We start from the raw sequence: 20,864 nt of genomic DNA, 5'->3' as shown, positions 1-20,864 counted from the left end.
ATCTGAGACCAGGATCAGAAGGCGGTCCCAATCGGGCCGTTACGATCAAAGGTGTCATCGGGCAGGAGGAAACCTCGGCGGCAAAGGCAAGGCTTCTGCTGTCCATCCCCGGGATTGGCCCCGTCTCTGCGGCCGTGCTGATCGCGGAAATGCCGGAACTCGGGCGGATGACATCCGGTGAAGCTGCGGCGATGACCGGCCTTGCTCCCATCCCGCACGACAGTGGCGCAATGCGGGGCAAGCGGGCAATCGCCGGAGGTCGCGGGACCAACACCTACAACACCAAGCCGCCCCATTCTGCCCTCGGCTATCAGGCCCCGGCGGTCTTTGCCGCCCAACTCACCGCAATGGGAGATCACCTTCGCGAACCTGCACAACTGCGCACATCGCCCTTTGCTCCCTCTGCGCAACCGCGCGAAGGTCAACCGCCGACTCTGGTTTCAGTTGGATGAGCACCTAGGGTCACAGCAATTGTACTTCATGTAAGGCCACGCTTACCCCGAAACCTATTGGGAGAGTAGGGTGTAGGATCCATAAACGGCTGCTTTCCACACATCATTTCCGCTAAGAGCCGACCAGTCGCTGGGCCGAGTGTAAAACCATGATGTCCGTGGCCAAACGCGACCCAGAGCCCGCGGTTGCTCAAGATCTGGCCAATGGCGGGCCTCATATCAGAAAACACGGGACGAAAACCCATCCAGGGTTCTGCCTCGACTCTTCTGCCCAGCGGGAAAATCCGGCGTGCCGCAATCTCGGCGAGATCGATCTGTACCGGAGTAGGTTTTGCATCGCGTGGCGCGATTTCTACACCGGTAGTCAACCTTATGCCGTTCTTCATCGGCGCCAGAACATATCCGGTTGTCGCGTCAAGGATCGGATGATTTAGAAAGGCGCCTGCCTCTGGCGTGTAGTGCATATGGTAGCCACGCTTGACAGCCATCGGGAACGAATGTCCCAATTCCCGCAAGATTTCAACACTCCAGGGACCGGCCGCGACAACAGCTTCTCCAGCCTTGATGATTTGTCTGTCCGCCAAGACCTCCCAGTATCTGCCCTCAAGTCGCAGCGTTGAAGCGTCACCTTCGACAAGTTTCCCGCCGCGCGCAATGAACAGATCGGCATAAGCGGCTGTCACTGCTCCGGGATCCGCCGTCGTGATCGGATCTCGCCAATGAATTGCGCCCACCATTTGAGTAATATGGGGTTCAGCCTCCGCAAGCCCTTTGACGTCCAGGACGTCCCAGTTCAAACCATGATCAGCAAGTGCTTTGGCATCCGTCACCGCCGACGCAAGCCCCCTGTGGTCCTTAAATGCCTTTATCCAACCCTTACGGGAGAACAGGGCCGCAGCCGCCGGCGAATCTTTCAGGAACTCATCATGCTCGCTCACACTGGACTCGAACAACGGCAGAAGGTCCCGAGTTGCCTGCGCCAATCGGGCCGGAGAAGAATGGCGCCAGTAAGAAAATAGAAACGGAGCAATTCGGGGCAGGAAGCTGGCGTGATAGCGCGCATCAGCAGAGCTATTCAGGGCATACCTGAAGATCTCGGAAAGCGACCGCGGGAAGCTGTAAGGGATGAGACTTGCACGCTCGACGAGGCCAGCGTTTCCGTAGCTGGTGCCGGTTCCTGCAGCCCCGGTTTTATCGATCAAGACGACAGAGCGTCCCGCTGCCTGCAAGTGCAATGCAATAGAGACGCCGACAATGCCGGCACCAACGACCAAGACGTCATATCTCATCCCGATACCCATTCGACCTGTAGTTTACCAAGTGGTCGCGATATACTTCGCTTCCATGAATTCGAGCATCCCGTGATGCGCGCCCTCACGGCCCAGACCGCTTTGCTTGACCCCACCGAAGGGTGCCGCCGGGTCCGAGACGAGGCCGCGGTTCAGCGCCAGCATCCCAGCCTCCAGCTTTTCCGATACGCGCAAGCCGCGAGCCAGGTCCCGGGTGTAGACATAGGCGACCAGGCCGTACTCGGTGTCATTGGCGCGGCGGATCACCTCTTCCTCGGTGTCGAAGGTGTAGATCGGGGCAACCGGCCCAAAGATCTCTTCACGGGCGAGGTCGGCGGTGTCGGGCACATCGGCGAGAACGGTGGCGGGGTAGTAGTAACCATCGCCCTCGATCGCCTTGCCGCCGCAGGTGATGCGCGCGCCCTTGGCCACGGCGTCATCCACCAGCGCACCGACCTTCCTGACGGCGCCCACATTGACCAGCGGGCCTAGATCGGTGGAGTCCTCGGCGCCGGGGCCGATCTTCAGCGAGGCCATGCGCTCGGTCAGGCGGCGGGTGAAGTCGGCCACAACGCCGCGCTGGACGTAGATCCGGTTCGCGGCCGTGCAGGCCTCGCCGCCATTGCGCATCTTGGCGACCATCGCGCCCTCGATCGCGGCATCCAGATCGGCATCATCGAAGACCACAAAGGGCGCATTGCCTCCCAACTCCATCGAGCAGTGGATGACCTGATCCGCTGCCTTGCGCAGGAGGACGCGACCCACCTCGGTCGAGCCGGTGAAGGACAGCTTGCGCACACGCGGGTCTTCCAGCATCGCGTTGACCACTTGCCCGGTGGCCGAGGTGGTCAGCACATTCACCACGCCGTCCGGCACCCCGGCTTCCGCCAGGATCGCAGCCACGGCATAGGCCGTCAGCGGGGTTTCGGTCGCGGGTTTCAGCACGCAGGTGCAGCCGGCAGCCAGCGCAGGCGCAATCTTGCGCGTCGCCATCGCTGCGGGGAAGTTCCAGGGCGTGATCAGCAGCGAAACGCCGATGGGCTGGTATTGCACGAGGATGCGGTTCGCGCCCGAGGGGGCTACGCCCAGATCCCCATGGCCGCGGACGGCCTCTTCGGCGAACCAGCGGAAGAACTCGGCCGCATAGGCGACTTCGCCGCGCGCGTCCTTCAGCGCCTTGCCGTTCTCCAGCGAGATCAGACGCGCCAGCGCCTCGGCATCGCGGGTCATCAGCTCCCAGCAGCGGCGCAGGATCTCACCCCGCTTGCGGGGCGGGGTCGAGGCCCAGTCGGCGGCGGCTTCGGCGGCAGCGTCAACGGCGGCAATTGCATCCTCGGGCGAGGCGTCGGCGACGGAACCCAGGACCGAGCCGTCGGAGGGGTTGGTCACGTCGATCCGCGTCGGGCGGGTGCCGGCGCGCCATTTGCCGGCGATGAAGAGGTCGGTGGGCCAGGTGGTTTCAGTGGTCATGTCATGGTCCTCGGATGTATCATGCCTGCCCCATAGCGGCGTCAAGGATCTCGCGGATCGCCTGCGGCGACAGGGTGCGGGGGTTGTTCTCGATCAGGCGGGCAGCGTTCATCGACAGGGTGGCGATGTTGTCCAGGCTGGCCGGGGTCACGCCGATCTTGTCCAGCGTGGCGGGCATACCGATGCGCGCGAACAGCGCCGAAAGCGCCGTGATCAGCGCCTCGGCCGCGCTGGCATCGTCGTCTGTCGCCGTGGCTACGCCGATCTCGCGCGCGATCTCGGCATAGTCACCGGCAGCAGTCTGCGCGTTGAAGCGCATGGTAAAGGGCAGAAGGATACCGACCCCCAGGCCGTGTGCCGTGTGGGTTTCCGCGCCGATCGGATATTGGATAGCATGGGCGGCGGCCGTGCCTGCGGTGCCAAAGGCAAGCCCGGCAAGGGTGGAACCCAGCATGACGGCGGAACGTGCAGTAATGTCCTCGGGCTGGTTCACCGCCGCTTCAAGGTGATCGAAGATCAGCTTGATAGCGCGCAGCGCATAGACATCTGACAGGGTGTTCTTGCCCACGAAGACCCGGCTGGTGGCCAGATCGGCGGTGGCCACGCGGCTGACGGCGGCAAAGCCCTCGATCGCATGGGCCAGTGCATCGGCGCCCGAGATCGCGGTCAGTCCCCTGGGACAGGTAACAGTCAGTTCGGGATCGCAGATAGAGGTGTGGGGGATCAGTTCGGGCGAGGAGATGCCCACCTTCATGACGCGGTCCGGATCGGCCAGAACCGCGACCGGAGTGGCCTCGGAACCCGTCCCAGCGGTGGTCGGGATCGCGATAACGGGGCGCACCGGGCCGGGGATCTTGAACTCGCCATAGTATTCCGACAGCGGGCCGGGGAAGGACAGCAGCAGGCTGACCAGCTTCGCAAGATCAAGGCAGCTGCCGCCGCCGAAGCCGATCACCATGTCGGGTGCGAAATCCTTGTAACGCGCGGCGCAGGTGGTGATGCCGTCCAGCGGCAGCTCCGCCTGGGTTTCGGCAAAGACCTCGACCGTCACGCCATGGGCCTGAAGATCCGCCACCAACTCGCCCAGCAGCGGCAGGCCGCCGAGGCGCTCATCGGTGCAGATTAGCGCGCGGGTTCCCAGGTCACGTGCAAGCCGGCCAAGTGCCGCGCGTTGGCCGGGGCCGAAAACCAGGCGCTGCGGAGCCCGGGTGACACCATAATTAAACCGCATGAAGTTCCTCCTCTTGCCCTGTTCGGCAGAGCATTCTGTATCGTTACGAAAGCGCCCGAATGCGCTGCCAGACTTCGGTTGCGACATGCAGCCCATCACGCCCCGCCTTTTCACGCGTGTGGGTGGCACGGTCGCCGGGGATGCGTACCGGAGAGGCCGGATCAGCCGGGGTCGATTGGCGCAGATCTTCAAGGAAGCCTGAGACCAGCGCCATGAAGCTCGGAGCGGGCTCCATCACTACAAAAAGATCGCCTTTGTTGCAGGGCTCGGTGGAATCCAGCGTGCCCTTGACCGCTGTGCCAATCGCCGATCCGGTCAGCGCCGAGACCAGCACCTCGAAGGCCAGCCCAAGACCGTATCCCTTGGCGCCGCCAAAGGGCGCGATGGAGCCCAGCTTGGCGGCATTCGGGTCGGTTGTCGGATTGCCCTCGGCGTCCAGCGCCCAGCCTTCCGGGATCGGCACGCCGCGATGCGCATGGTCATGGATCTTGCCCATCGATACCAGGCTGGTCGCCATATCGAAGACGAAGGGCAATGGTTCGGCCGGGACACCGATGGTGATCGGGTTGGTCCCAATCATCGCATGGCGCCCGCCATAAGGGTGAACCAGCGCCTCTGAAACGGTCAGCCCCAGAAGGACCTTGCCCTCGCGCGCAAGCCTTTCGGCATAGTAGGCCAGCATCCCCAGATGGTCACAATTGCGGATCGCCACGACGCAGGACCCGGTTTCGGCGACACGCTCCTTCGCGGTCTCCAGCGCCGACAGCGCCACGACCGGGCCAAGCCCATGCTGACCGTCCACGTCCAGAAGCGCATGACCGCGCCACGTTTGCGCGCCGCGCGCCTCCGGATCGGTAGCCCCATTCGCCACGCGCTCGATCACGCGGGGCAGGCGGAGCAGCCCATGCGAAGGGACGCCGCGCATCTCGGCATCCAGCAGCAAATCCAATTGCGTTTCTGCATGCGCCAAAGACAGGCCGCCCTTTCTTAGAGCCTGGACTGCAGTCGTTCTGATTTCCGTGATGGAAAGCATGGCTCAACCCATCCTCTCGGACACATACGACCCAGGAGAAGGAGGAAAGACGATGGTCTTGTTTCCGTTGATGAAGACGCGGCCATGCACATGGGCGTGGATTGCGCGTGCCAGAACCTGGCTTTCCACGTCGCGACCCAAACTGACGTAATCCTCCGGCGATTGAGCGTGGCTCACGGCAGTGGTATCTTGCTCAATAATTGGGCCCTCGTCGAGGTCAGCGGTCACATAGTGTGAAGTGGCGCCAATTATCTTCACACCGCGCTCATAAGCCTGCTTATATGGATTGGCACCCTTGAAGCTGGGCAGAAAGGAATGGTGGATGTTGATGATCCGCCCGGACATTTCACGGCACATTTCATCCGAAAGCACCTGCATATAGCGCGCGAGAACAACAAGTTCGGCGCCGGCTTCGCGTACGATCCGCATCTGCTCGGCCTCGGCCTGTGGCTTGTTCTCTTTGGTGACCTTGATGCAATGGAAGGGAATGTCGTGATTAACGACAACTTTCTGGTAGTCGGTGTGGTTGGAGATCACTCCGACGATATCGATAGGCAGTGCGCCAATGCGCCAGCGGTAGAGAAGATCATTCAGGCAGTGCCCGAAGCGCGACACCATCAGTATGACTTTGCGCTTCTGCCCCTCGTCAAAAAATTCGTGATCCATGCTGAATTTTTCGACCAACGGCTGAAAACTCTCACGAAGCTCCTCTAATGTCCGGCCCTCCTCGGAACGGAAGCTGATGCGGCTGAAATACAGGCCTGCGCTGTCATCTTCAAACTGGGCGCTGTCTTGAATGTTGCATCCGTTCAAGGCCAGAAAAGATGCGATGTCGGCGGTGACACCGAGTATTGCTGAGCAGGTCACGCGGAGAGCAAAGCGGTTGGATGAACGATTCATGGCAAAGAAATCCTATTCGGCAGCGAACCTGGTTGTGTTTGGTTTATTTTGGCGGCGAAAGGCAGTGACAGTGTTGGCCAGAAGGCAGGCGATGGTCATCGGACCTACCCCACCCGGCACCGGGGTTATGGCAGCGGCGTGGCCCGCTTCGGCAAAGGCCACATCGCCGACGATACGGGGCTTGCCCTTTCCCTCGACCCGGTTGATGCCGACGTCGATCACAGTGGCACCGGGCTTGATCCAGTCGCCCCGCACCATTTCCGGGCGGCCTACAGCGACCACAAGAATATCAGCAGTGCGGCATAGTTCGGGTAGGTTGCGGGTGCGAGAATGAGCCACTGTCACAGTGCAGTTTTCCGCCATCAGCAATTGGGCCATCGGCTTTCCGACGATGTTCGACTTGCCGATCACCAGCGCATTCAGTCCTGACAGATCGCTTAGTCGGTCCTTGAGCAGCATCGTGCAGCCAAGCGGCGTACAGGGCACCAGCGCCTCTTGCCCCGTCGCCAGAAGTCCGGCGTTCGAGATGTGGAAACCGTCCACATCCTTGGCGGGATTGATGGCATTGATCACCTCAGCCGCCTCCAGATGTGGAGGAAGCGGCAGTTGCACCAGAATACCATTTACCGCCGGATCGGCGTTCAGCTGGTCAAGGAGCGACATAAGCGCGTCCTGTGTGGTATCGACCGGCAAGCGATGAACAAAGGATCGCATGCCAGCCGCCTCTGTCTGGCGATGCTTGGATTTGACATAGACCGCGCTCGCCGGGTCTTCGCCAACCAGAACCACGGCCAAGCCTGGCGTCTGCCCGGTTTCTGCCTTGATCACAGCCACATCGCCAGCAATCCGTTCAACTAGGCTGGCGGCAAGAGACTTACCGTCAATCAATGCGGCCTCGAATGCCTTTTGCATTGTAGATCTCCTGTTCATGTACTCGCAGCGTTGAAATTGCAGTCACCGGGAACGGGGCGCGAGACGCGCTTTCAATCACTCGCCATTAGCAGACACCGGGTTTCTGGCCGAGGCTTCCGCAATTGCGGCGCCACGTTCCAGAAACCTGGCATATTGATCCTGTGGCACGAAAGCTCCGCCGGTGGTCCAGAGCACATGCGCAGCCTGCGCGACCCTGGCTGCCAGCCCCTGCTCGGCCAGAAAGGTCCGACCCTGGTCACCGGCAACGATAAAGCCTGGCCCGGCGAAACTGGCGGTGGCCGAAGGCTCCAATCGAATGCCTTGACTGTCTTGCGCCTGCCAAAGCCAACGAAACAGGTCGTCGTCCGCGACAGTAAAGATACCAGCCAGGATCGGCCTCATCGCTTCGGCAACAAAGGCGGACATGCGCGCAACCGCCATTCCGTCTGCCTCTGTGCGATTGGTCAGGCCTGCATCATAGACAGAAACCAGCTCGTCCGAGTCGCTCATCATATGAACCATTGCGCAGGGCGACTGAACCGGCTCGACAAAAAAGCAATGCACATTGTCGCCGAAAATCGCCTTCAGCCCATAGGTTACGCCACCCGGGGCACCCCCGATCCCGCAGGGCAGGTACACAAACAGAGGGTGGTCTGCATCAACAGTCACCCCGGCTGCAGCCAATTGCCCGGCGAGTTCCTTCGCTGCAGCGCTGTACCCGAAGAACAGAAGCTCAGAGCATTCGTCATCGACGAAATAGATTGATGGGTCGGCCTCGGCGTCGCTGCGCGCCTGCTCGACCGCAGTGGTATAGTCGGCCTTGTGACGCACAACCTTGACGCCAAGTCGGGTCAACCGGTCCACCTTCCACTGCTTGGCGTCAGCCGACATATGTACAACCGCCTTGAACCCCAGCGACCGGGCGGCAATACCAACGCTGAGGCCAAGATTTCCCGTACTCCCAACGGCGATGGTGTAATGCCCGAACAGAGTTCGCGCCTCTTCCTGGGCCAGCGCCGTGATGCTGTCCTCCGGTGTCAGAATGCCCTTCTCCCGGGCCAACTGCTCGGCGAACATGAAGACTTCAAAGACCCCGCCGCGTGCCTTGATTGAACCAGCCACCGGCAGGTCGTTATCGGCCTTGACAAAGATCCGGCCATAGTCGGGGCCACGGTAGCCAAGCGCATCACGCAGCTTTTCAGCCTCGATCAACGCCGACTGAATCAACCCACCCGTGCTTTCCAGCTCAGGAAAGAGAAGCTGCAGCAATGGCGCCAGGCGGCGCCAATTAGCTTCGGCGTCAGCAACCTGAGATGACCGATGCCGCTGTCCCGGGTCAGCAATGTCATTGTGTTTCAAGTGCGGATTGAGCCACAATGTTGGGATACCAGCCAACAGGTCATCCTTGGCAGGATTATCGGGAAGAAAGACAGGCATGGCTCCTCCGCGGGGGATTCGAGCGGGCACCTCGCCCGCTCGATACTCCAGATCAGGCGTAAATCGGGAACGTCGCACAAAGATCTGCGACAGTCTTGCGCGCGCGATCTTCGACTCCCTTCCGTTCCTCTTCAGTCCCGGTGGCTGCTTCGAAAAGATCCGCAATCAGATTGCCAATGATCTCGAATTCGCCTTTGCCGAAGCCTCGGGTGGTACCGGCAGAGGAGCCGAGTCGCAGGCCTTTCCACTCGGACGGCTTAGCGCTGTCAAAGGGTATCGGGTTTTTGTTGGACGTGATGTTGACCGCGCCCAAGATATCCTGTGCCTGCTGACCCGTCAGACCTTTTGAAGAGACATCGACCAGAACCAGATGGCTGTCGGTGCCCCCGCTGACGATTCCAACGCCACGGCGTTGCAGCACCTCGGCCAGGAGTTGCGCGTTAAGCTTGACATTGGCGCCATAGGTCTTGAATTCATCCGTCAGCGCCTCCCCCAAGCAAACCGCTTTACCAGCGATGGTAGCGAGATGTGCGGAGCCCTGCACGCCCGGGAAAACGGCTGACTGAATTTTTTTGTAGAGGTCCTCGCGGTTGGTCAGGATCAAGCCGCCACGTGCTCCGCGCAAGGTTTTGGTCGTGGTGCAGGTAACGATATCCGCATGCCCGACCGGCGAAGTATGCACTCCGGCTGCGACCAACCCCGCAAAATGTGCCATATCCACAAGGAAGATCGCTCCCACCTTATCGGCAATTTGCCGCATCCGTGCAAAATCGATTGCACGCGGATAGGAAGAGCCGCCCGCGATCAGAAGCTTGGGCTGGTGCTCCAGGGCCAATTGCTCAACATTGTCATAGTTGATCCGCCCGCTCTCGCGATCAACGCCGTAGGGAACAATGTTGAACCAGCGCCCGGACTGGTTCGGCTTTGCACCGTGGCTCAAGTGGCCGCCAGCCGCCAGGTCGAGGCTCAGGACCGTATCGCCGGGTTTGAGCACTGCAAAAAACACTGCCTGGTTGGCTTGAGTGCCCGAATGTGGCTGAGCATTCACGAACGCCACGCCGAACAATTCTTTTGCCCGATCAATTACTGCCTGTTCGACCACGTCAGCAAAATCTGCGCCGCCATGGAAGCGTCGGCCTGGGTAGCCTTCCACGGATTTGTTGGTGATCACAGAACCCAGTGCGTCAAGCGTTGCCTGGCTGACGGTATTTTCCGATGCGATGAGTTCAATCTGGCTCTGCTGGCGCTTCTTTTCGCCGTCAAGCGCAGCGAAGATCAGCGCGTCGCGTTCAGCAAGATGCGCGTTGAAGTAGGAGGTTGTCATGATCAGCACCCTTTTGCGTCCTTCAGCCAAGATTACGCTTTTCATAGATGCATAAAAAGTTAATAGTTCTTCCGTAACAGATTAGCAGAACTGATCTATTGGAGGCTTGATTGGACCTTGGACGGCTTCGCGCACTAAGGGAACTCTCGGTTCGCAAGACGATGGCGGCGGTGGCAGAGGCGCTCTGCGTCTCACCCTCTGCCGTGTCGCAACAGGTTTCCCTTCTGGAACAGGAGGCAGGTATTGAACTGATCGAGCGTCGCGGTCGTGGCGTGGAACTTACCATCGCTGGTCGACAACTTGTGGAGCGTGCCAACCGGATTTTCGCGGAACTGGAGTCAGCGCGGACGGACATCGCAGAGCTGAAAATGGTTGTGGCTGGTGAGTTGCGTGTCGCCGCATTTCCATCTGTAGCTGCGGCACTGATGCCGCGTACAATCCACGCGTTGCGCCAGTCTCACGGGCGGCTGGCCGTTCAGTTCGACGAGATGGAGCCCGAGGAAGCACTGACGGCGCTGCGCAGCTGGCAAACCGATGTGGCGCTGATCGATGATCTGAATGTGCCTCCTGGCCTTCTCGAACCGACCATCGCAGTACTTCCACTTATTGAAGATGTCTTCAATGTCATGGTCGCTCAGGATCATCCGATGGCGGGCCGGGCCTCGGTCACGCTGGAAGAACTCCGTGAGGAAGACTGGATCAATGACACTGCATCCATTGCCTATACCCGCCTGTTGATCGAGCTATGCCAAAGGGCCGGCTTCACGCCCAACATCATCGCCCGAAGCAAAGGGTTCGAGGTTTCCGTCGCAATGATCCGTGAGGGATGCGCGATTGCGTTCCTGCCCGGCCTGCGGGCCAGCCACGATCTGGAGGATGTGTGGGTCTGTCGTCTGCACCCGGAAATTCGTCGCCACATTTCTGTGGCGTTTCGCAAGAGTGAAGAGCGCAGCCCCGCAATTCAGGCCTTCATCAATGAGATTTCGAGGCAGGCTCGGAGCTAAGCTAGTGCCTGAGCACACGTGCCAGGAAAGTGCGGGTGCGTTCATTCTGTGGATTGTCGAAGAACTGCTCAGGCGTGCCGCTTTCTGTGATACTGCCCTGATCGACGTAGATCACGCGATCGCTGACTTCCCGGGCAAAGCCCATCTCATGTGTGACGATCATCATGGTCATGCCCTCCTTGGCAAGCTCTCGCATGACGTCCAGCACCTCACCAACCATCTCCGGGTCAAGGGCTGAAGTTGGCTCGTCAAACAGCATCAGATGCGGCTCCATCGCGAGCGACCGCGCGATCGCAACACGCTGCTGCTGACCACCGGAAAGCGCACCCGGGTATTTTTGTGCCTGATCCTTCAGCCCGACCCGGTCAAGCAGTTGCATCGCTTGGATATCGGCCTCAGCACGGGATTTTCCGCGCACCCGCATTGGCCCAAGCGTGATGTTCTGCAGGACAGTCAGATGGGGAAACAGGTTGAATTGCTGGAACACCATTCCCACGCCTTTGCGGATTTCGCGCAAGCCTTTCACTTCTCCGAACTCGCGATCTTCCGCGCGCGGCATCAGAAAGCCATCCACTTCGAGCGCACCGGACTGATATTCTTCCAGCCCGTTGACACATCGGATCAGTGTCGATTTCCCCGAGCCGGACGCCCCGACGATGACAAGAACCTCCCCACGGGCTACCGTGAGATCAACATCCTTCAGAACGTGAAAACTGCCGTAGTATTTGTTGAGGCCCGTGATTTGAACAATGTTGTCGCCCTGTGATCCCGTCATTTGCGCGCGCCTTTGCTGAGTTTCTGTTCAAGCCGTCTGGCCTGGAAAGTGATGACGCTTCCCACTACGAAATAAACGAAGAAGAGGAAGACGTAGATTTCATACGTGCGGCCACTGTTCTCTGGGTTGGCGAGGATCATCTGTCCCGCTCGCAGAAAGTCGGTCAGTCCGATGATGAAAACCAGCGGCGCGTAGTTGAAGATATCTAGGATATTCCCCACCAGCCCAGGCACAGCAACGCGGAGGGCCTGCGGCAGGATGACGATGCGTTTGATATCGGTGTCCGACAGGCCCAGCGATTGTGCAGCTTCGGTCTGGCCCCTTGCCACGGCCTGCAGGCCCGTGCGGATGAACTCGGCCGCATAGGCAGAGTAGAACAGTGTAAACCCGATCAGGCCGCGTACGACATCGGGCACTGGAAACTGTGGCAGCGCCAGGGGGAAAGCGATCCAGATGCAGTATACCACAAGGATCAGGGGAACGGATCGCATCACTTCGATGTAGCCGGTGCAAAGAGCGCTGAGACTGGCAACCTTGCTTTGCCGGCCAAAGGCCAGGAAGACCCCCAGCGGAATTGTCAGAAGAGCCGCCGTCAGCGTCAGCACCACCGAGAGGAGCAGGCCGCCCCATGTCGAAGGCCCGGCAGGCGACAGAACCAAAAGCACCGTAATAAGCACACCAAAGGCAATCCCGGTTAGATTGTCTCGCAAAGTCTCGCTGCGATGACCAATGGCCCAAACGCAGAAAACGGTCGCGATCACCAGCGCTGCCTGCGGCGCGACCGAGGGCGTCCATGCCGCCGCCACAAGAGTTGCAGCCACTGCCAGCATACCACAAAACGCCGCTGCTCGCCCGAAGGGCATGGTCACCGAACTCGCTAAGCCAATCAAACCCGCGATCAGCGAAGCGGCGATCCAGACCAGCCACATTTTCTCAGCCGGAAAAAGGCCGGTCATCAATACCTTGAGGCTTCCAATCACTACAGACCAGTCGGCAACGACAATCACCCAGTGGAGCAGGCTGGCGACAGCCCAGCAAAGAAGCGGCACTACGATCAGCGTCAGCACGGTATCGAATGGCTTGGCGAACAAGTTGACGTGCAGCCAGCGCGGTAGATTGCGAAAGTTCGTCATTAGCGCACTCCTGGGATTTTCAGTCGGCGGTTTACCAGGTTGACGGCGAGGCTGATGATCCAACTCAGGACAAGGTAAATTCCCATAGCCAGAATGACGCCCTCAAGGCTGCGCCCGGTCTGGTTGGAAACAGTGCCGTAAACGTTGAAGAGGTCTGGGAAGCCGATAGCGATTCCCAGAGATGTGTTCTTGGTCAGGCTGATGTACTGATTTCCGAATGACGGCATCACTACCCGTAGCACCTGCGGCAGCACAACATCCCCCAGTACATGACGGCGGGAAAGCCCGATGGCCTCGGCCGCTTCCCACTGGCCGCGGGGCAGTGCCTCGATTGCGCCACGGACAATCTCGCCGATGTAGGCCGCGCTGTTCACCGTCATGGCAATGAGAAGGGCCGTAAACTCGGGGCTGATGGCAAAGCCGCCCTCCGCGCGAAACCGTCCGACCTCAGGGTAGTCAAAGAAGATACGGAACCCGACCAGAATGGCCACCATGAAGAGCACCACCGCCATGCCCCCCGCCCATGCCCGCCACGCCCGAAAAGCGGGAAACAATGCAGCCAACCCGATCAGGACTGCGAGGAATGCGATCCAAAGTCCTGGCCCGTCGGACAGCATGGGCCTGGGCAGCCATATCCCCTGCTGGCTGATCACCGCCCCCCAGAACTGTTGTGCCTCGCGAATGCCCGGCAGTTTCAGCACAACTGCCACATACCAGAAGGTCAACTGGATCAGAAGCGGCGTATTGCGCAGGAACTCGATCGCTCCGAAGGCAAGCTTTCGGATAAGCCAGTTGGTCGACAGGCGACTGACGCCCAGCATCACGCCGATAACGGTCGAAAGCGCAATCGCCGTGATTGCCACCTTTATCGTGTTGCTCAGCCCTGCGACAAGAGCTTGAGTGTTGGTCATCGCCGAGGCGAAGGACGCGAAACCATCGGCGGTCAGGGTCTTGCCTTCCGAGATTTCAAACCCGGCAGGGGCCAGCAGGAACGCGAAGCTGAAGTCGACGCCACGTGCCGCAAAACCGTTTCGCACCGTCAGACCAACCACGGCAAGCAAGCCTACTGCGATGCCGATCACGGCAATCTGGGTCGCGCTCCGCCGTAAGCGGCGCAGGCGATAGGGTGTGAATACGGTCATTCGCGCCTCACAAACTGAAGTCAAAAAGGGGGGGGGAACTTCCACTACCAATGGCGCTATGATGCGCTGACAGAGATTTGGGGTGCGGGTCCTTGCCCGCACCCCAGCATTGGCTCAGTCCCAGAGCGGAGAGATAATTGCGCCGCCGTCGGTCCAAAGCGCGTTCAATGTCCCCTTGCGATCAATGGCGACGATGGTGTCAGGCCCCAGATTGCGCTCGTAAATCTCACCATAATTGCCGACCTGAGTGATCACTTGCGCCATGAAGTCGGCCGGGATGCCGAGGTCCGCTCCGGTTGTTCCTTCGACACCAAGAAACTTGCGAATTGCGGGTTCCGCAGCGGCTTTCTTCTCTTCGGTATTGGTTGAGTTTATTCCCCATTCTTCGGCTTGAACAACGCCATATGAGATCCAGCGCAGGGCATTGCGCCAACGACTATCATTGGCGGCAACAAAGCCGGCGAAGGGAGATTTTTCGACGATTTCCGGCAGGATTGTCAGATCCTCAGGCACAGCGGAATTACCTCGCCATGCTGCAAGTGCCGACTTGTCGGTGAACATCGCGTCGCATCTCCCGCTGGTCAGCGCGCCGAAGAGCTTCTCCAGATTTTCATAGGTCAGAACCTGGTTCTTCCACCCGTTTGCCGTGATGATATTGGCGATAGTCGTCTCAGTTGCGGAACCCTGCGTCGTACAAAGGTTGGCACCATTCAGATCGTCAATGCTCTCGACGCCGGAAGCAGTCTTCACCATCACGCCGGTGCCATCCCAGAACATGATGGGCAAGAAGTCGACCGTGATAGCAGATTCACGGGCTGGTTTTAGTGTGGTATGGGCGAAGACCACGTCCACCTGTCCGGATTGGACCGCTGTGAAGCGGCTCTTGTCGGTCACAGTGACATAGTTGACCTTGGTGGCGTCGCCCAGAACCGCCGCTGCCACAGCGCGGCAGAAATCGACATCGAGACCCTCCATCGCGCCCGTTGTGGTATTCAGGTAGCCAAAACCAGGTGCCGTGTTGTCGGTCCCGCAGTTCAGGATGCCCCGGGCAAGCACATCGTCAAGCACGCCAGCAAAAGCAGGAGTGGAAGTAAGTACGGCAACAGCCGTCAGTGCGACCTTGTGAAAATTACGCATCATCTCCCTTTCATTTTTTTTGTAGTGACACCAACGTTGGGCGCCCTCTAGTTTCCATTGCCGTAAGGTTAGCAAACAGGATCATTTCAAAATAGTGAAATAACCTCAGTCTAAGCATAAGCATAACTTAACGATCTGTGGCAAAATGCCCTTGAGGTGTTTGTCAGACGAACTCCGATTGCTACGGATTAGAGCGCTCCGCTAGCCCACCAGTATCGGCATCGCTCCATTTTTCCGCTAGGGCGTGTTAACACTTGAGCATATCGACGATGAGGACGAAGTTCAGGAAGGCCCTGAACATGATGTCGAGCTTCTCGAAGCGTGAGAAAATGCGGCGAAACCCCTTGAGCCTTCGAAACAGCCGCTCCACCTCGTTGCGGCGCTTGTAGAGGTCGCGGTCATAGTCCCACGGCGCCTTGCGGTTCGTTTTTGGCGGCACGACAGGCTCGAAGCCCAGGTCAAGAACAAGCTGGCGGGTCTCTTCGCCCTCATAGGCGCGATCCATAAGCATAGGCACGCCGGAGAATGGTCTTTTCCAGCGCTGAAGCAAGGCCCGCCCCTCCGGTGCATCATGCGCCTGACCGCCGGAAAGGCTGAATGTCAGGGCTGTTCGAGCATCCGCGGCAACCAGATGAACCTTGGTATTCCATCCTCCGCGAGATTTTCCGATGGCTTGCGGCCCCTTTTTTTGGGCGCCCCGGTCCCGTCCGGGTGAACTTTGACGGAGGTGCTGTCAAGGCCGAGGCATTCGACCCGGATCCGGATCAGCCGATGTTCCTGCAAAGCCGCGAACAGCCGGTCAAGCACGCCCGCCTCCGCCCAACGGCGCAGGCGGGTGTAGATCGTGTGCCAGTTTCCGAACCGGGGAGGCAAAGCCCGCCACTTGCAGCCGTTCTCGGCGATATAGAGCACTGCATAGATCATCGTCAGGTTGCTGATCCGCACATTCCCGCGCTGCACAGGCAGATAAGGCCGGATCAAATCGTATTGCGCTTCGCTTATATCATTCATTTCAAATAGATAACACAAATGCCAGTCACAAGGTAGTGTTAACACGCCCTAGTTCACGACCAGCATGAAACGGCCGGCCTGATCTAGATGCTGGTCCGAAACGGATGGCAGCCGCGAGAGGGGATTTGCCCGAGATCATGGTGAGTTGCATCGCCAGCCATCGCTCGAGATCTTCGAAGACGGGCGCTGCATGGGACTTGGGAAGTGCGGCGATAACATCCGGTGGTGACCCTCTGGCATCCTTCTCGACGGCATAGAGTTGGACGATCCGACCGATAGCCTCTTCCGCGATGGCGGAGCCTTGGAATCGGCGGATGTCGACGAACTTGCGCCTGACGTGGGCCATGCAGGCGACCTCGCGGATCGCTCCGCTCCGATAGAGATCCTCGAACCCGGCATAACAGTCGAGGTGCATCCAGCCACGGTATCGGGCGAAATGATCCTTGCGGTGCTGTCCCTTGCGGTCGGTGGAGCCTGCCCGCCCCACGGTCGTTCGTCGCGGGCGTAGGTCCAGAGCCGTGCCGTCTGGGTCTTGCCGGTGCTGGGGGCAAGCATGCTCACGGGCGTGTCGTCGGCGAAGATCGCCTCGGCCGACAGGCCATGGCGGCCGATGGCGTCAGCGAGGGGTTCAAGAAAAGCAGTGGACTTGCCGACACAGTCGGCCAGGGTCGATCTGTCGAGGTCGAGCCCCTCACGGTCGAAGAGTCTTCATATCCTCGACCCTCGCGCGCTTGCGCCAGTTCGCAACGGCCTTGGGACTGACCCCCCAGCGACCGGCTCAGTTCCGAGAGCGAAGCCTGCGATCGCTGTATTGCTGCTCTGACAGCGTGCATGGTCGTGGCGCTGCCGTGACGAACTTGTCCCATAGAGCTCCTTCCCTTCCAAAGAAAGGATCGCACCATCAAACCGTGGGATCAAACAGTTCTGAGGGACTGCGGCGAGATCACCGCCTTAAAAGTTCGCTTAAGTACGATCTGCAGCGCGTAACCTGGCATACCTCCATACGCCTTCTTGAGGCGGCGCCGCCGCAGTGGTGCCAATCAGTGAATATCCGATTTGTTTCAGACAGTCCGTAGGGAACCCTTATGGATTAACTGTTCCACGCGACAAGAACCCCCCGTCGACAGCAAGCGTATGTCCGGTGACGAAGCCGGACTTGCGGCCATCAAGCAGGAAGAGCGTCGCCTCGGCGATCTCTTCGGGCAAAGCGTAGCGCTTTATCGACAGCGCATTGAGCCAGCCTTCCCGCATCTCCTGCGAGTGATGTGCGACGACCATCGGCGTATCGACCGGCCCCGGTGCAACCGTGTTGACACGAACCCCCAGTGGGGCCAGTTCGACCGAGAGAGAATTGCCCATCATGATCACCGCGCCTTTCGAGGCACCATAGGCCATCCGCCCTTGATTGCCGCGAATACCAGAAACCGAGGCGATATTGACCACTGCCCCCTCGCCCTCCATCTGCGCCACAGCCGCGCGGGTGACGATGAAACAGCCGATCACATTGACATCGAGGATACGGCGGAAGGTCTGAGTGTCGACTTCCATCGCGGGGCAGACGGTCGCGATCCCGGCAGAATTCACGACGCCATCGACGGCGCCGTGACGCTGCCGCAGATCAGCCGCTGCCGCTGTGACCGCGACCTCATCCGTGATGTCGAGGGGGAAGATCTCGACCCCACTCAGGCCTTCGGCGGCCAATGCGTCCATCGCTGCGCCGGGCAGGTCAAAGACGGCAGCCACCGCGCCCTCGGCGCAAAGGCGGTCCACCACGGCGCGCCCAATGCCGGATGCGCCCCCGGTCACGATGACAACTTTTCCCTGCATGGGCATTCCTTTCACTGATCTTCGGGCAGGAACCCGCGTCGCCGCAGCTCCTGCCGCAGGTCTTTTTTGGAAATCTTGCCATAGCCGGTCTTGGGCAAAGCCTCGAAGAACCGGATATGGCGGGGGAGTTTGTAACTGGCGAGGCTGGCGGCGAGGGCGGAGCGTAAGCCCGCCTCATCCGGTGCCACGCCGGGGCGCAGTACCACGATGGCAAAGCCCGCCTCGCCCCATCGCGCATCCGGGACGCCCAGAACCGCGCATTCCGCGACATGATCCAGGGCGAGGATCTTTTCCTCGATCTCGCGCGGATAGATGTTGGAGCCGCCCGAAATGAACATATCTGAGGCGCGGTCTGTCAGGTAAAGATAGCCCTCGGCATCCATATGACCCAGGTCGCCGGTGCGGAACCATCCGTCCCGGAAGGCTGCGTCGGTGGCGGCGGGGTTGTCGTGATAGCCCGCGACCACCGCCGGGCCGATCACGCAGATCTCGCCGGTCTCACCCGGTGGCAGCGCCTGGCCCGAGGCATCCTGCACCTCGATCAGCATGCCGGTGCGGGGCAGGCCGCAGGTGCCGATGCGGAAATCGGGGCCGGTGGAATGGAGATGCGGCGGCAGCACGGTGATCGCGCCGGTGACTTCGCCGAGGCCGTAATACTGCACCAGCACCGGCCCCAGGCGGTTGAGCGCGCGGATCTGGTCGGCGCGGTACATGGGCGCGCCGGCATAGATCACGAAACGCAGCGTGCTGCTGTCAAAGGCGCGGTCGGGGTCGGCCTCGACAATCATCTTCAGGATGGTCGGCACGGTGAACATGGTGACGACACGCCAGTCTTCGATCAGCCGCCAGATCTCTGCCGCATCAAAGCGCGGGCTGTCAGACAGTACCGAGGTCACGCCCCGCGCCACCATCGCCAGATGATGTACCCCCGCCCCGTGGCTGAGGGGGGCGACCACCAGCGCGGTCTCTCCATGCCGAAGGCCCGGCATCAGATCGCAAAGATGGTTGTTGATCACAAAGGCCATCTGGCCATGGGTCAGGATCGCCCCTTTGGGCAGTCCGGTGGTGCCCGAGGTATAAAAGAGCCAGCATGGCGTGTCGCGCAGCACCGGCGCATTGCGGCAGGGCTGATGCTGGTGCTGCGCGATCCCGGCTTCGAGGTTCCTGATGTCAGAGCAGAACCGCAGGGCCGCAGAAGCCTCGCGGCAGGCGGCGGCATGGTCTGCGAAATCGCTGTGATGGACAAAGCCCACCGCGCCCGAGCTTTGCGCAAGCTTTGCCACATCCTGCGGCATCAGGCGGAAGTTCACCGGAACATAGACCGCGCCGAGGCGAAAACAGGCGAACATCAGCTCGAAAAGCTGGTTGCAGTTCGGGGATTGCACCAGCAGGCGGTCGCCGGGCTGCACCCCGTGATCGCGCGCCAGATGCAGCGCCAGCGCCGAGACACGCGCGTCGAGGGCGGCCCATGTCAGGCGAAGATCGCCCCAGGCCAGCGCCAGGCCGCCCGGGTCACGGCGGCTTGTCTGGCTGAGGAATTCGGCAAGGTTCATCACCCTTTCGCTGGCGAGGGTCACGCTCATTTCACGCGCTCCAGCACCGAGACATAGCTGGCGACGGCGGCGCCCCCCATGTTCATCACCCCGGCCAGGGCGGCGCCTGGCACCTGCATGCCGCCCGCCTCGCCCATGAGTTGCTGCGCCGCCATCACCTGCATCGAAATCCCGGTGGCCCCGATCGGATGGCCGCGCGCCTTCAGCCCGCCCGAGGGATTGATCGGCAGTTCGGCCCCCATCAGCACCCGGCCTTCGCGGATCGCGGTCCAGCCCTGGCCGGGCGGGGTCAGGCCCATCGCCTCGTATTGGATCATCTCGGCGATGGTGAAACAGTCATGGGTCTCGACCAGATCGAGGTCAGTGACTGCCGTCAGCCCGGAGGTTTTCAGCGCCTCAGCCCAGGCGCAGCGCGGGCCGTCAAAGGCAATGGGATCACGCTGCGACAAAGCCAGAACGTCATTGGCCTGGACACGGGCGCGAAAACCGATGGCGCGCTGCATGGTGGCGGCGGTCCTGGCGTCTGCGATCACCAGCGCCGCCGCCCCGTCCGAGAGCGGCGCGCAGTCGCTGCGGCGCAGGGGCGCGGCGACCAGCGGGTTCAGGTCCGACACCGTGTCGCAGAACGCGATGCCGGGATCTTTGTGCAGATGCGCCAGGGGGTTGGCCATCGCGTTGTGGTGGTTCTTGGCGGCGATCATTGCCATCTCGCTGCTGTGATCGCCGTTGCGGTGGAAATACTCTTGTGTGATCCGGGAAAACACGCCCGCAAACCCGGCAGGGCCAGCCTCTTCCCGCATCCAGGACGCAGCGAGCAGGATATCCCCGGCGCGGGTGCCGGAGATGGCTGTCATCTTTTCGGCACCCAGAACAAGCGCAATACGCCCGCGCCCGGCCGCGATGAAGTCGAGCGCGGCGAACAGCGCCGCCGATCCCGTAGCGCAGGCGTTTTCCAGCCGCACCGCAGGCACCTGCGCCAGCGCAGGGTAAGCCATGCCGACCAGCGCCGCCTGAAAATCCTGCGCCTGGAAGCCGTTGTTCCACACACCGCAGAAGATGCCGTCGACATCCTCTGCGCCGATCCCGGCATGGTGCAAAGCCGGTCCGATCACCTCCGCCATCAGGGCGGTGGTGTCGGGGGCCTCGCTTTTGCCAAAGCGCGTATGCGCCCAGCCGATGATCTGTGCGGACATGGTTCAGCCTCCTCTTCCCCGACAAGCCTTCGCAGCCGGGG

18 protein-coding genes and 1 pseudogene are annotated in these 20,864 nt (G+C 60.7%); 2 read left to right on the top strand and 17 right to left on the bottom strand.

Annotated elements, in window-relative coordinates; all coding sequences use genetic code 11:
• Positions 1-2 precede the first annotated feature (2 nt).
• On the top strand, positions 3-452 hold the full coding sequence (locus tag M3484_RS24040) for a transposase (RefSeq protein ID WP_502942476.1): 450 nt from the start codon (positions 3-5) through the stop codon (positions 450-452).
• A 26-nt stretch (positions 453-478) separates the two neighbouring features.
• Here the strand turns inward: M3484_RS24040 and M3484_RS16265 are convergent, their stop codons facing one another.
• From M3484_RS16265 to glyA, 8 genes are all read right to left on the bottom strand, one after another.
• On the bottom strand, positions 479-1,741 hold the full coding sequence (locus tag M3484_RS16265) for an NAD(P)/FAD-dependent oxidoreductase (protein ID WP_249498055.1): 1,263 nt from the start codon (positions 1,739-1,741) through the stop codon (positions 479-481).
• A gap of 24 nt (positions 1,742-1,765) precedes the next feature.
• The gene (locus M3484_RS16260) at positions 1,766-3,211 is read right to left on the bottom strand and encodes an NAD-dependent succinate-semialdehyde dehydrogenase (protein ID WP_249498038.1); all 1,446 of its coding nucleotides are present in this window, start codon (positions 3,209-3,211) and stop codon (positions 1,766-1,768) included.
• Positions 3,212-3,230: 19 nt separating this feature from the next.
• Complete coding sequence (locus M3484_RS16255; protein WP_249498031.1) at positions 3,231-4,442, bottom strand: iron-containing alcohol dehydrogenase; 1,212 nt, start codon at positions 4,440-4,442, stop codon at positions 3,231-3,233.
• A 43-nt stretch (positions 4,443-4,485) separates the two neighbouring features.
• Positions 4,486-5,475: an Ldh family oxidoreductase gene (locus tag M3484_RS16250; protein ID WP_249498029.1), complete on the bottom strand. Its 990-nt coding sequence runs from the start codon at positions 5,473-5,475 to the stop codon at positions 4,486-4,488.
• A gap of 3 nt (positions 5,476-5,478) precedes the next feature.
• Positions 5,479-6,375 (bottom strand): formyltetrahydrofolate deformylase, encoded by an 897-nt coding sequence (gene purU / locus M3484_RS16245; protein WP_249498027.1) that lies wholly within the window; start codon positions 6,373-6,375, stop codon positions 5,479-5,481.
• Between the two features lie 12 nt (positions 6,376-6,387).
• Entirely contained in the window at positions 6,388-7,287 is a 900-nt protein-coding gene (gene folD / locus M3484_RS16240; protein ID WP_249498025.1) for a bifunctional methylenetetrahydrofolate dehydrogenase/methenyltetrahydrofolate cyclohydrolase FolD, read from the bottom strand.
• Between the two features lie 75 nt (positions 7,288-7,362).
• Positions 7,363-8,724, bottom strand: coding sequence for a D-serine ammonia-lyase (gene dsdA, locus M3484_RS16235; protein ID WP_249498023.1), 1,362 nt, complete (start codon positions 8,722-8,724; stop codon positions 7,363-7,365).
• A 52-nt stretch (positions 8,725-8,776) separates the two neighbouring features.
• Positions 8,777-10,048 (bottom strand): serine hydroxymethyltransferase, encoded by a 1,272-nt coding sequence (gene glyA / locus M3484_RS16230; RefSeq protein WP_249498223.1) that lies wholly within the window; start codon positions 10,046-10,048, stop codon positions 8,777-8,779.
• Positions 10,049-10,158: 110 nt separating this feature from the next.
• Here glyA and M3484_RS16225 point away from each other — a divergent pair, with 110 nt between their 5' ends.
• Positions 10,159-11,052, top strand: coding sequence for a LysR family transcriptional regulator (locus tag M3484_RS16225; RefSeq protein ID WP_249498021.1), 894 nt, complete (start codon positions 10,159-10,161; stop codon positions 11,050-11,052).
• Position 11,053: 1 nt separating this feature from the next.
• Here the strand turns inward: M3484_RS16225 and M3484_RS16220 are convergent, their stop codons facing one another.
• The 9 genes and pseudogenes from M3484_RS16220 to M3484_RS16180 form a co-directional block, all read right to left on the bottom strand.
• Complete coding sequence (locus M3484_RS16220; RefSeq protein WP_283258468.1) at positions 11,054-11,827, bottom strand: amino acid ABC transporter ATP-binding protein; 774 nt, start codon at positions 11,825-11,827, stop codon at positions 11,054-11,056.
• Positions 11,824-12,960, bottom strand: a complete 1,137-nt coding sequence (locus tag M3484_RS16215) for an amino acid ABC transporter permease (protein WP_249498019.1) — start codon at positions 12,958-12,960, stop codon at positions 11,824-11,826. The genes M3484_RS16220 and M3484_RS16215 overlap by 4 nt, the downstream gene beginning before the upstream one ends.
• Positions 12,960-14,102 carry an ABC transporter permease subunit gene (locus M3484_RS16210; protein ID WP_249498017.1) on the bottom strand — a complete coding sequence of 381 codons (1,143 nt, stop codon included), beginning with the start codon at positions 14,100-14,102 and terminating at the stop codon, positions 12,960-12,962. The genes M3484_RS16215 and M3484_RS16210 overlap by 1 nt, the downstream gene beginning before the upstream one ends.
• 114 nt (positions 14,103-14,216) lie before the next feature.
• Positions 14,217-15,242: a transporter substrate-binding domain-containing protein gene (locus tag M3484_RS16205; protein WP_249498010.1), complete on the bottom strand. Its 1,026-nt coding sequence runs from the start codon at positions 15,240-15,242 to the stop codon at positions 14,217-14,219.
• 244 nt (positions 15,243-15,486) lie between these two features.
• Positions 15,487-16,250, bottom strand: a protein-coding gene (locus M3484_RS16200) for an IS5 family transposase (protein ID WP_249498008.1) whose coding sequence is annotated in 2 segments (ribosomal slippage) — positions 15,487-15,923 and positions 15,923-16,250 — 765 coding nt in all. Because the reading frame shifts where the segments join, the coding sequence is not laid out codon by codon here.
• Positions 16,251-16,275: 25 nt separating this feature from the next.
• Positions 16,276-16,916, bottom strand: a pseudogene (locus M3484_RS16195) (IS66 family transposase).
• 417 nt (positions 16,917-17,333) lie between these two features.
• Complete coding sequence (locus M3484_RS16190) at positions 17,334-18,077, bottom strand: SDR family NAD(P)-dependent oxidoreductase (RefSeq protein WP_249497998.1); 744 nt, start codon at positions 18,075-18,077, stop codon at positions 17,334-17,336.
• A gap of 11 nt (positions 18,078-18,088) precedes the next feature.
• Complete coding sequence (locus tag M3484_RS16185; protein ID WP_249497996.1) at positions 18,089-19,660, bottom strand: acyl-CoA synthetase; 1,572 nt, start codon at positions 19,658-19,660, stop codon at positions 18,089-18,091.
• Positions 19,657-20,823, bottom strand: coding sequence for an acetyl-CoA acetyltransferase (locus tag M3484_RS16180; protein WP_249497989.1), 1,167 nt, complete (start codon positions 20,821-20,823; stop codon positions 19,657-19,659). Before M3484_RS16180 ends, M3484_RS16185 begins: the two co-directional genes overlap by 4 nt.
• Positions 20,824-20,864 lie beyond the last annotated feature (41 nt).

The organism is Pseudomonas sp. GX19020 (genome assembly GCF_023371075.1).
Taxonomy (GTDB): domain Bacteria; phylum Pseudomonadota; class Alphaproteobacteria; order Rhodobacterales; family Rhodobacteraceae; genus Pseudogemmobacter.
The sequence above is the reverse complement of the archived record's forward strand: the minus strand, read 5'-3'. Positions and strand labels throughout refer to the sequence as shown.

Coding starts and splice junctions, on each gene's coding strand:
- M3484_RS16265 (WP_249498055.1), bottom strand. CDS start 1,741: ATGAGATATGACGTCTTGGTCGTTGGTGCCGGCATTGTCGGCGTCTCT.
- M3484_RS16260 (WP_249498038.1), bottom strand. CDS start 3,211: ATGACCACTGAAACCACCTGGCCCACCGACCTCTTCATCGCCGGCAAA.
- M3484_RS16255 (WP_249498031.1), bottom strand. CDS start 4,442: ATGCGGTTTAATTATGGTGTCACCCGGGCTCCGCAGCGCCTGGTTTTC.
- M3484_RS16250 (WP_249498029.1), bottom strand. CDS start 5,475: ATGCTTTCCATCACGGAAATCAGAACGACTGCAGTCCAGGCTCTAAGA.
- purU (WP_249498027.1), bottom strand. CDS start 6,375: ATGAATCGTTCATCCAACCGCTTTGCTCTCCGCGTGACCTGCTCAGCA.
- folD (WP_249498025.1), bottom strand. CDS start 7,287: ATGCAAAAGGCATTCGAGGCCGCATTGATTGACGGTAAGTCTCTTGCC.
- dsdA (WP_249498023.1), bottom strand. CDS start 8,724: ATGCCTGTCTTTCTTCCCGATAATCCTGCCAAGGATGACCTGTTGGCT.
- glyA (WP_249498223.1), bottom strand. CDS start 10,048: ATGACAACCTCCTACTTCAACGCGCATCTTGCTGAACGCGACGCGCTG.
- M3484_RS16220 (WP_283258468.1), bottom strand. CDS start 11,827: ATGACGGGATCACAGGGCGACAACATTGTTCAAATCACGGGCCTCAAC.
- M3484_RS16215 (WP_249498019.1), bottom strand. CDS start 12,960: ATGACGAACTTTCGCAATCTACCGCGCTGGCTGCACGTCAACTTGTTC.
- M3484_RS16210 (WP_249498017.1), bottom strand. CDS start 14,102: ATGACCGTATTCACACCCTATCGCCTGCGCCGCTTACGGCGGAGCGCG.
- M3484_RS16205 (WP_249498010.1), bottom strand. CDS start 15,242: ATGATGCGTAATTTTCACAAGGTCGCACTGACGGCTGTTGCCGTACTT.
- M3484_RS16190 (WP_249497998.1), bottom strand. CDS start 18,077: ATGCAGGGAAAAGTTGTCATCGTGACCGGGGGCGCATCCGGCATTGGG.
- M3484_RS16185 (WP_249497996.1), bottom strand. CDS start 19,660: ATGAGCGTGACCCTCGCCAGCGAAAGGGTGATGAACCTTGCCGAATTC.
- M3484_RS16180 (WP_249497989.1), bottom strand. CDS start 20,823: ATGTCCGCACAGATCATCGGCTGGGCGCATACGCGCTTTGGCAAAAGC.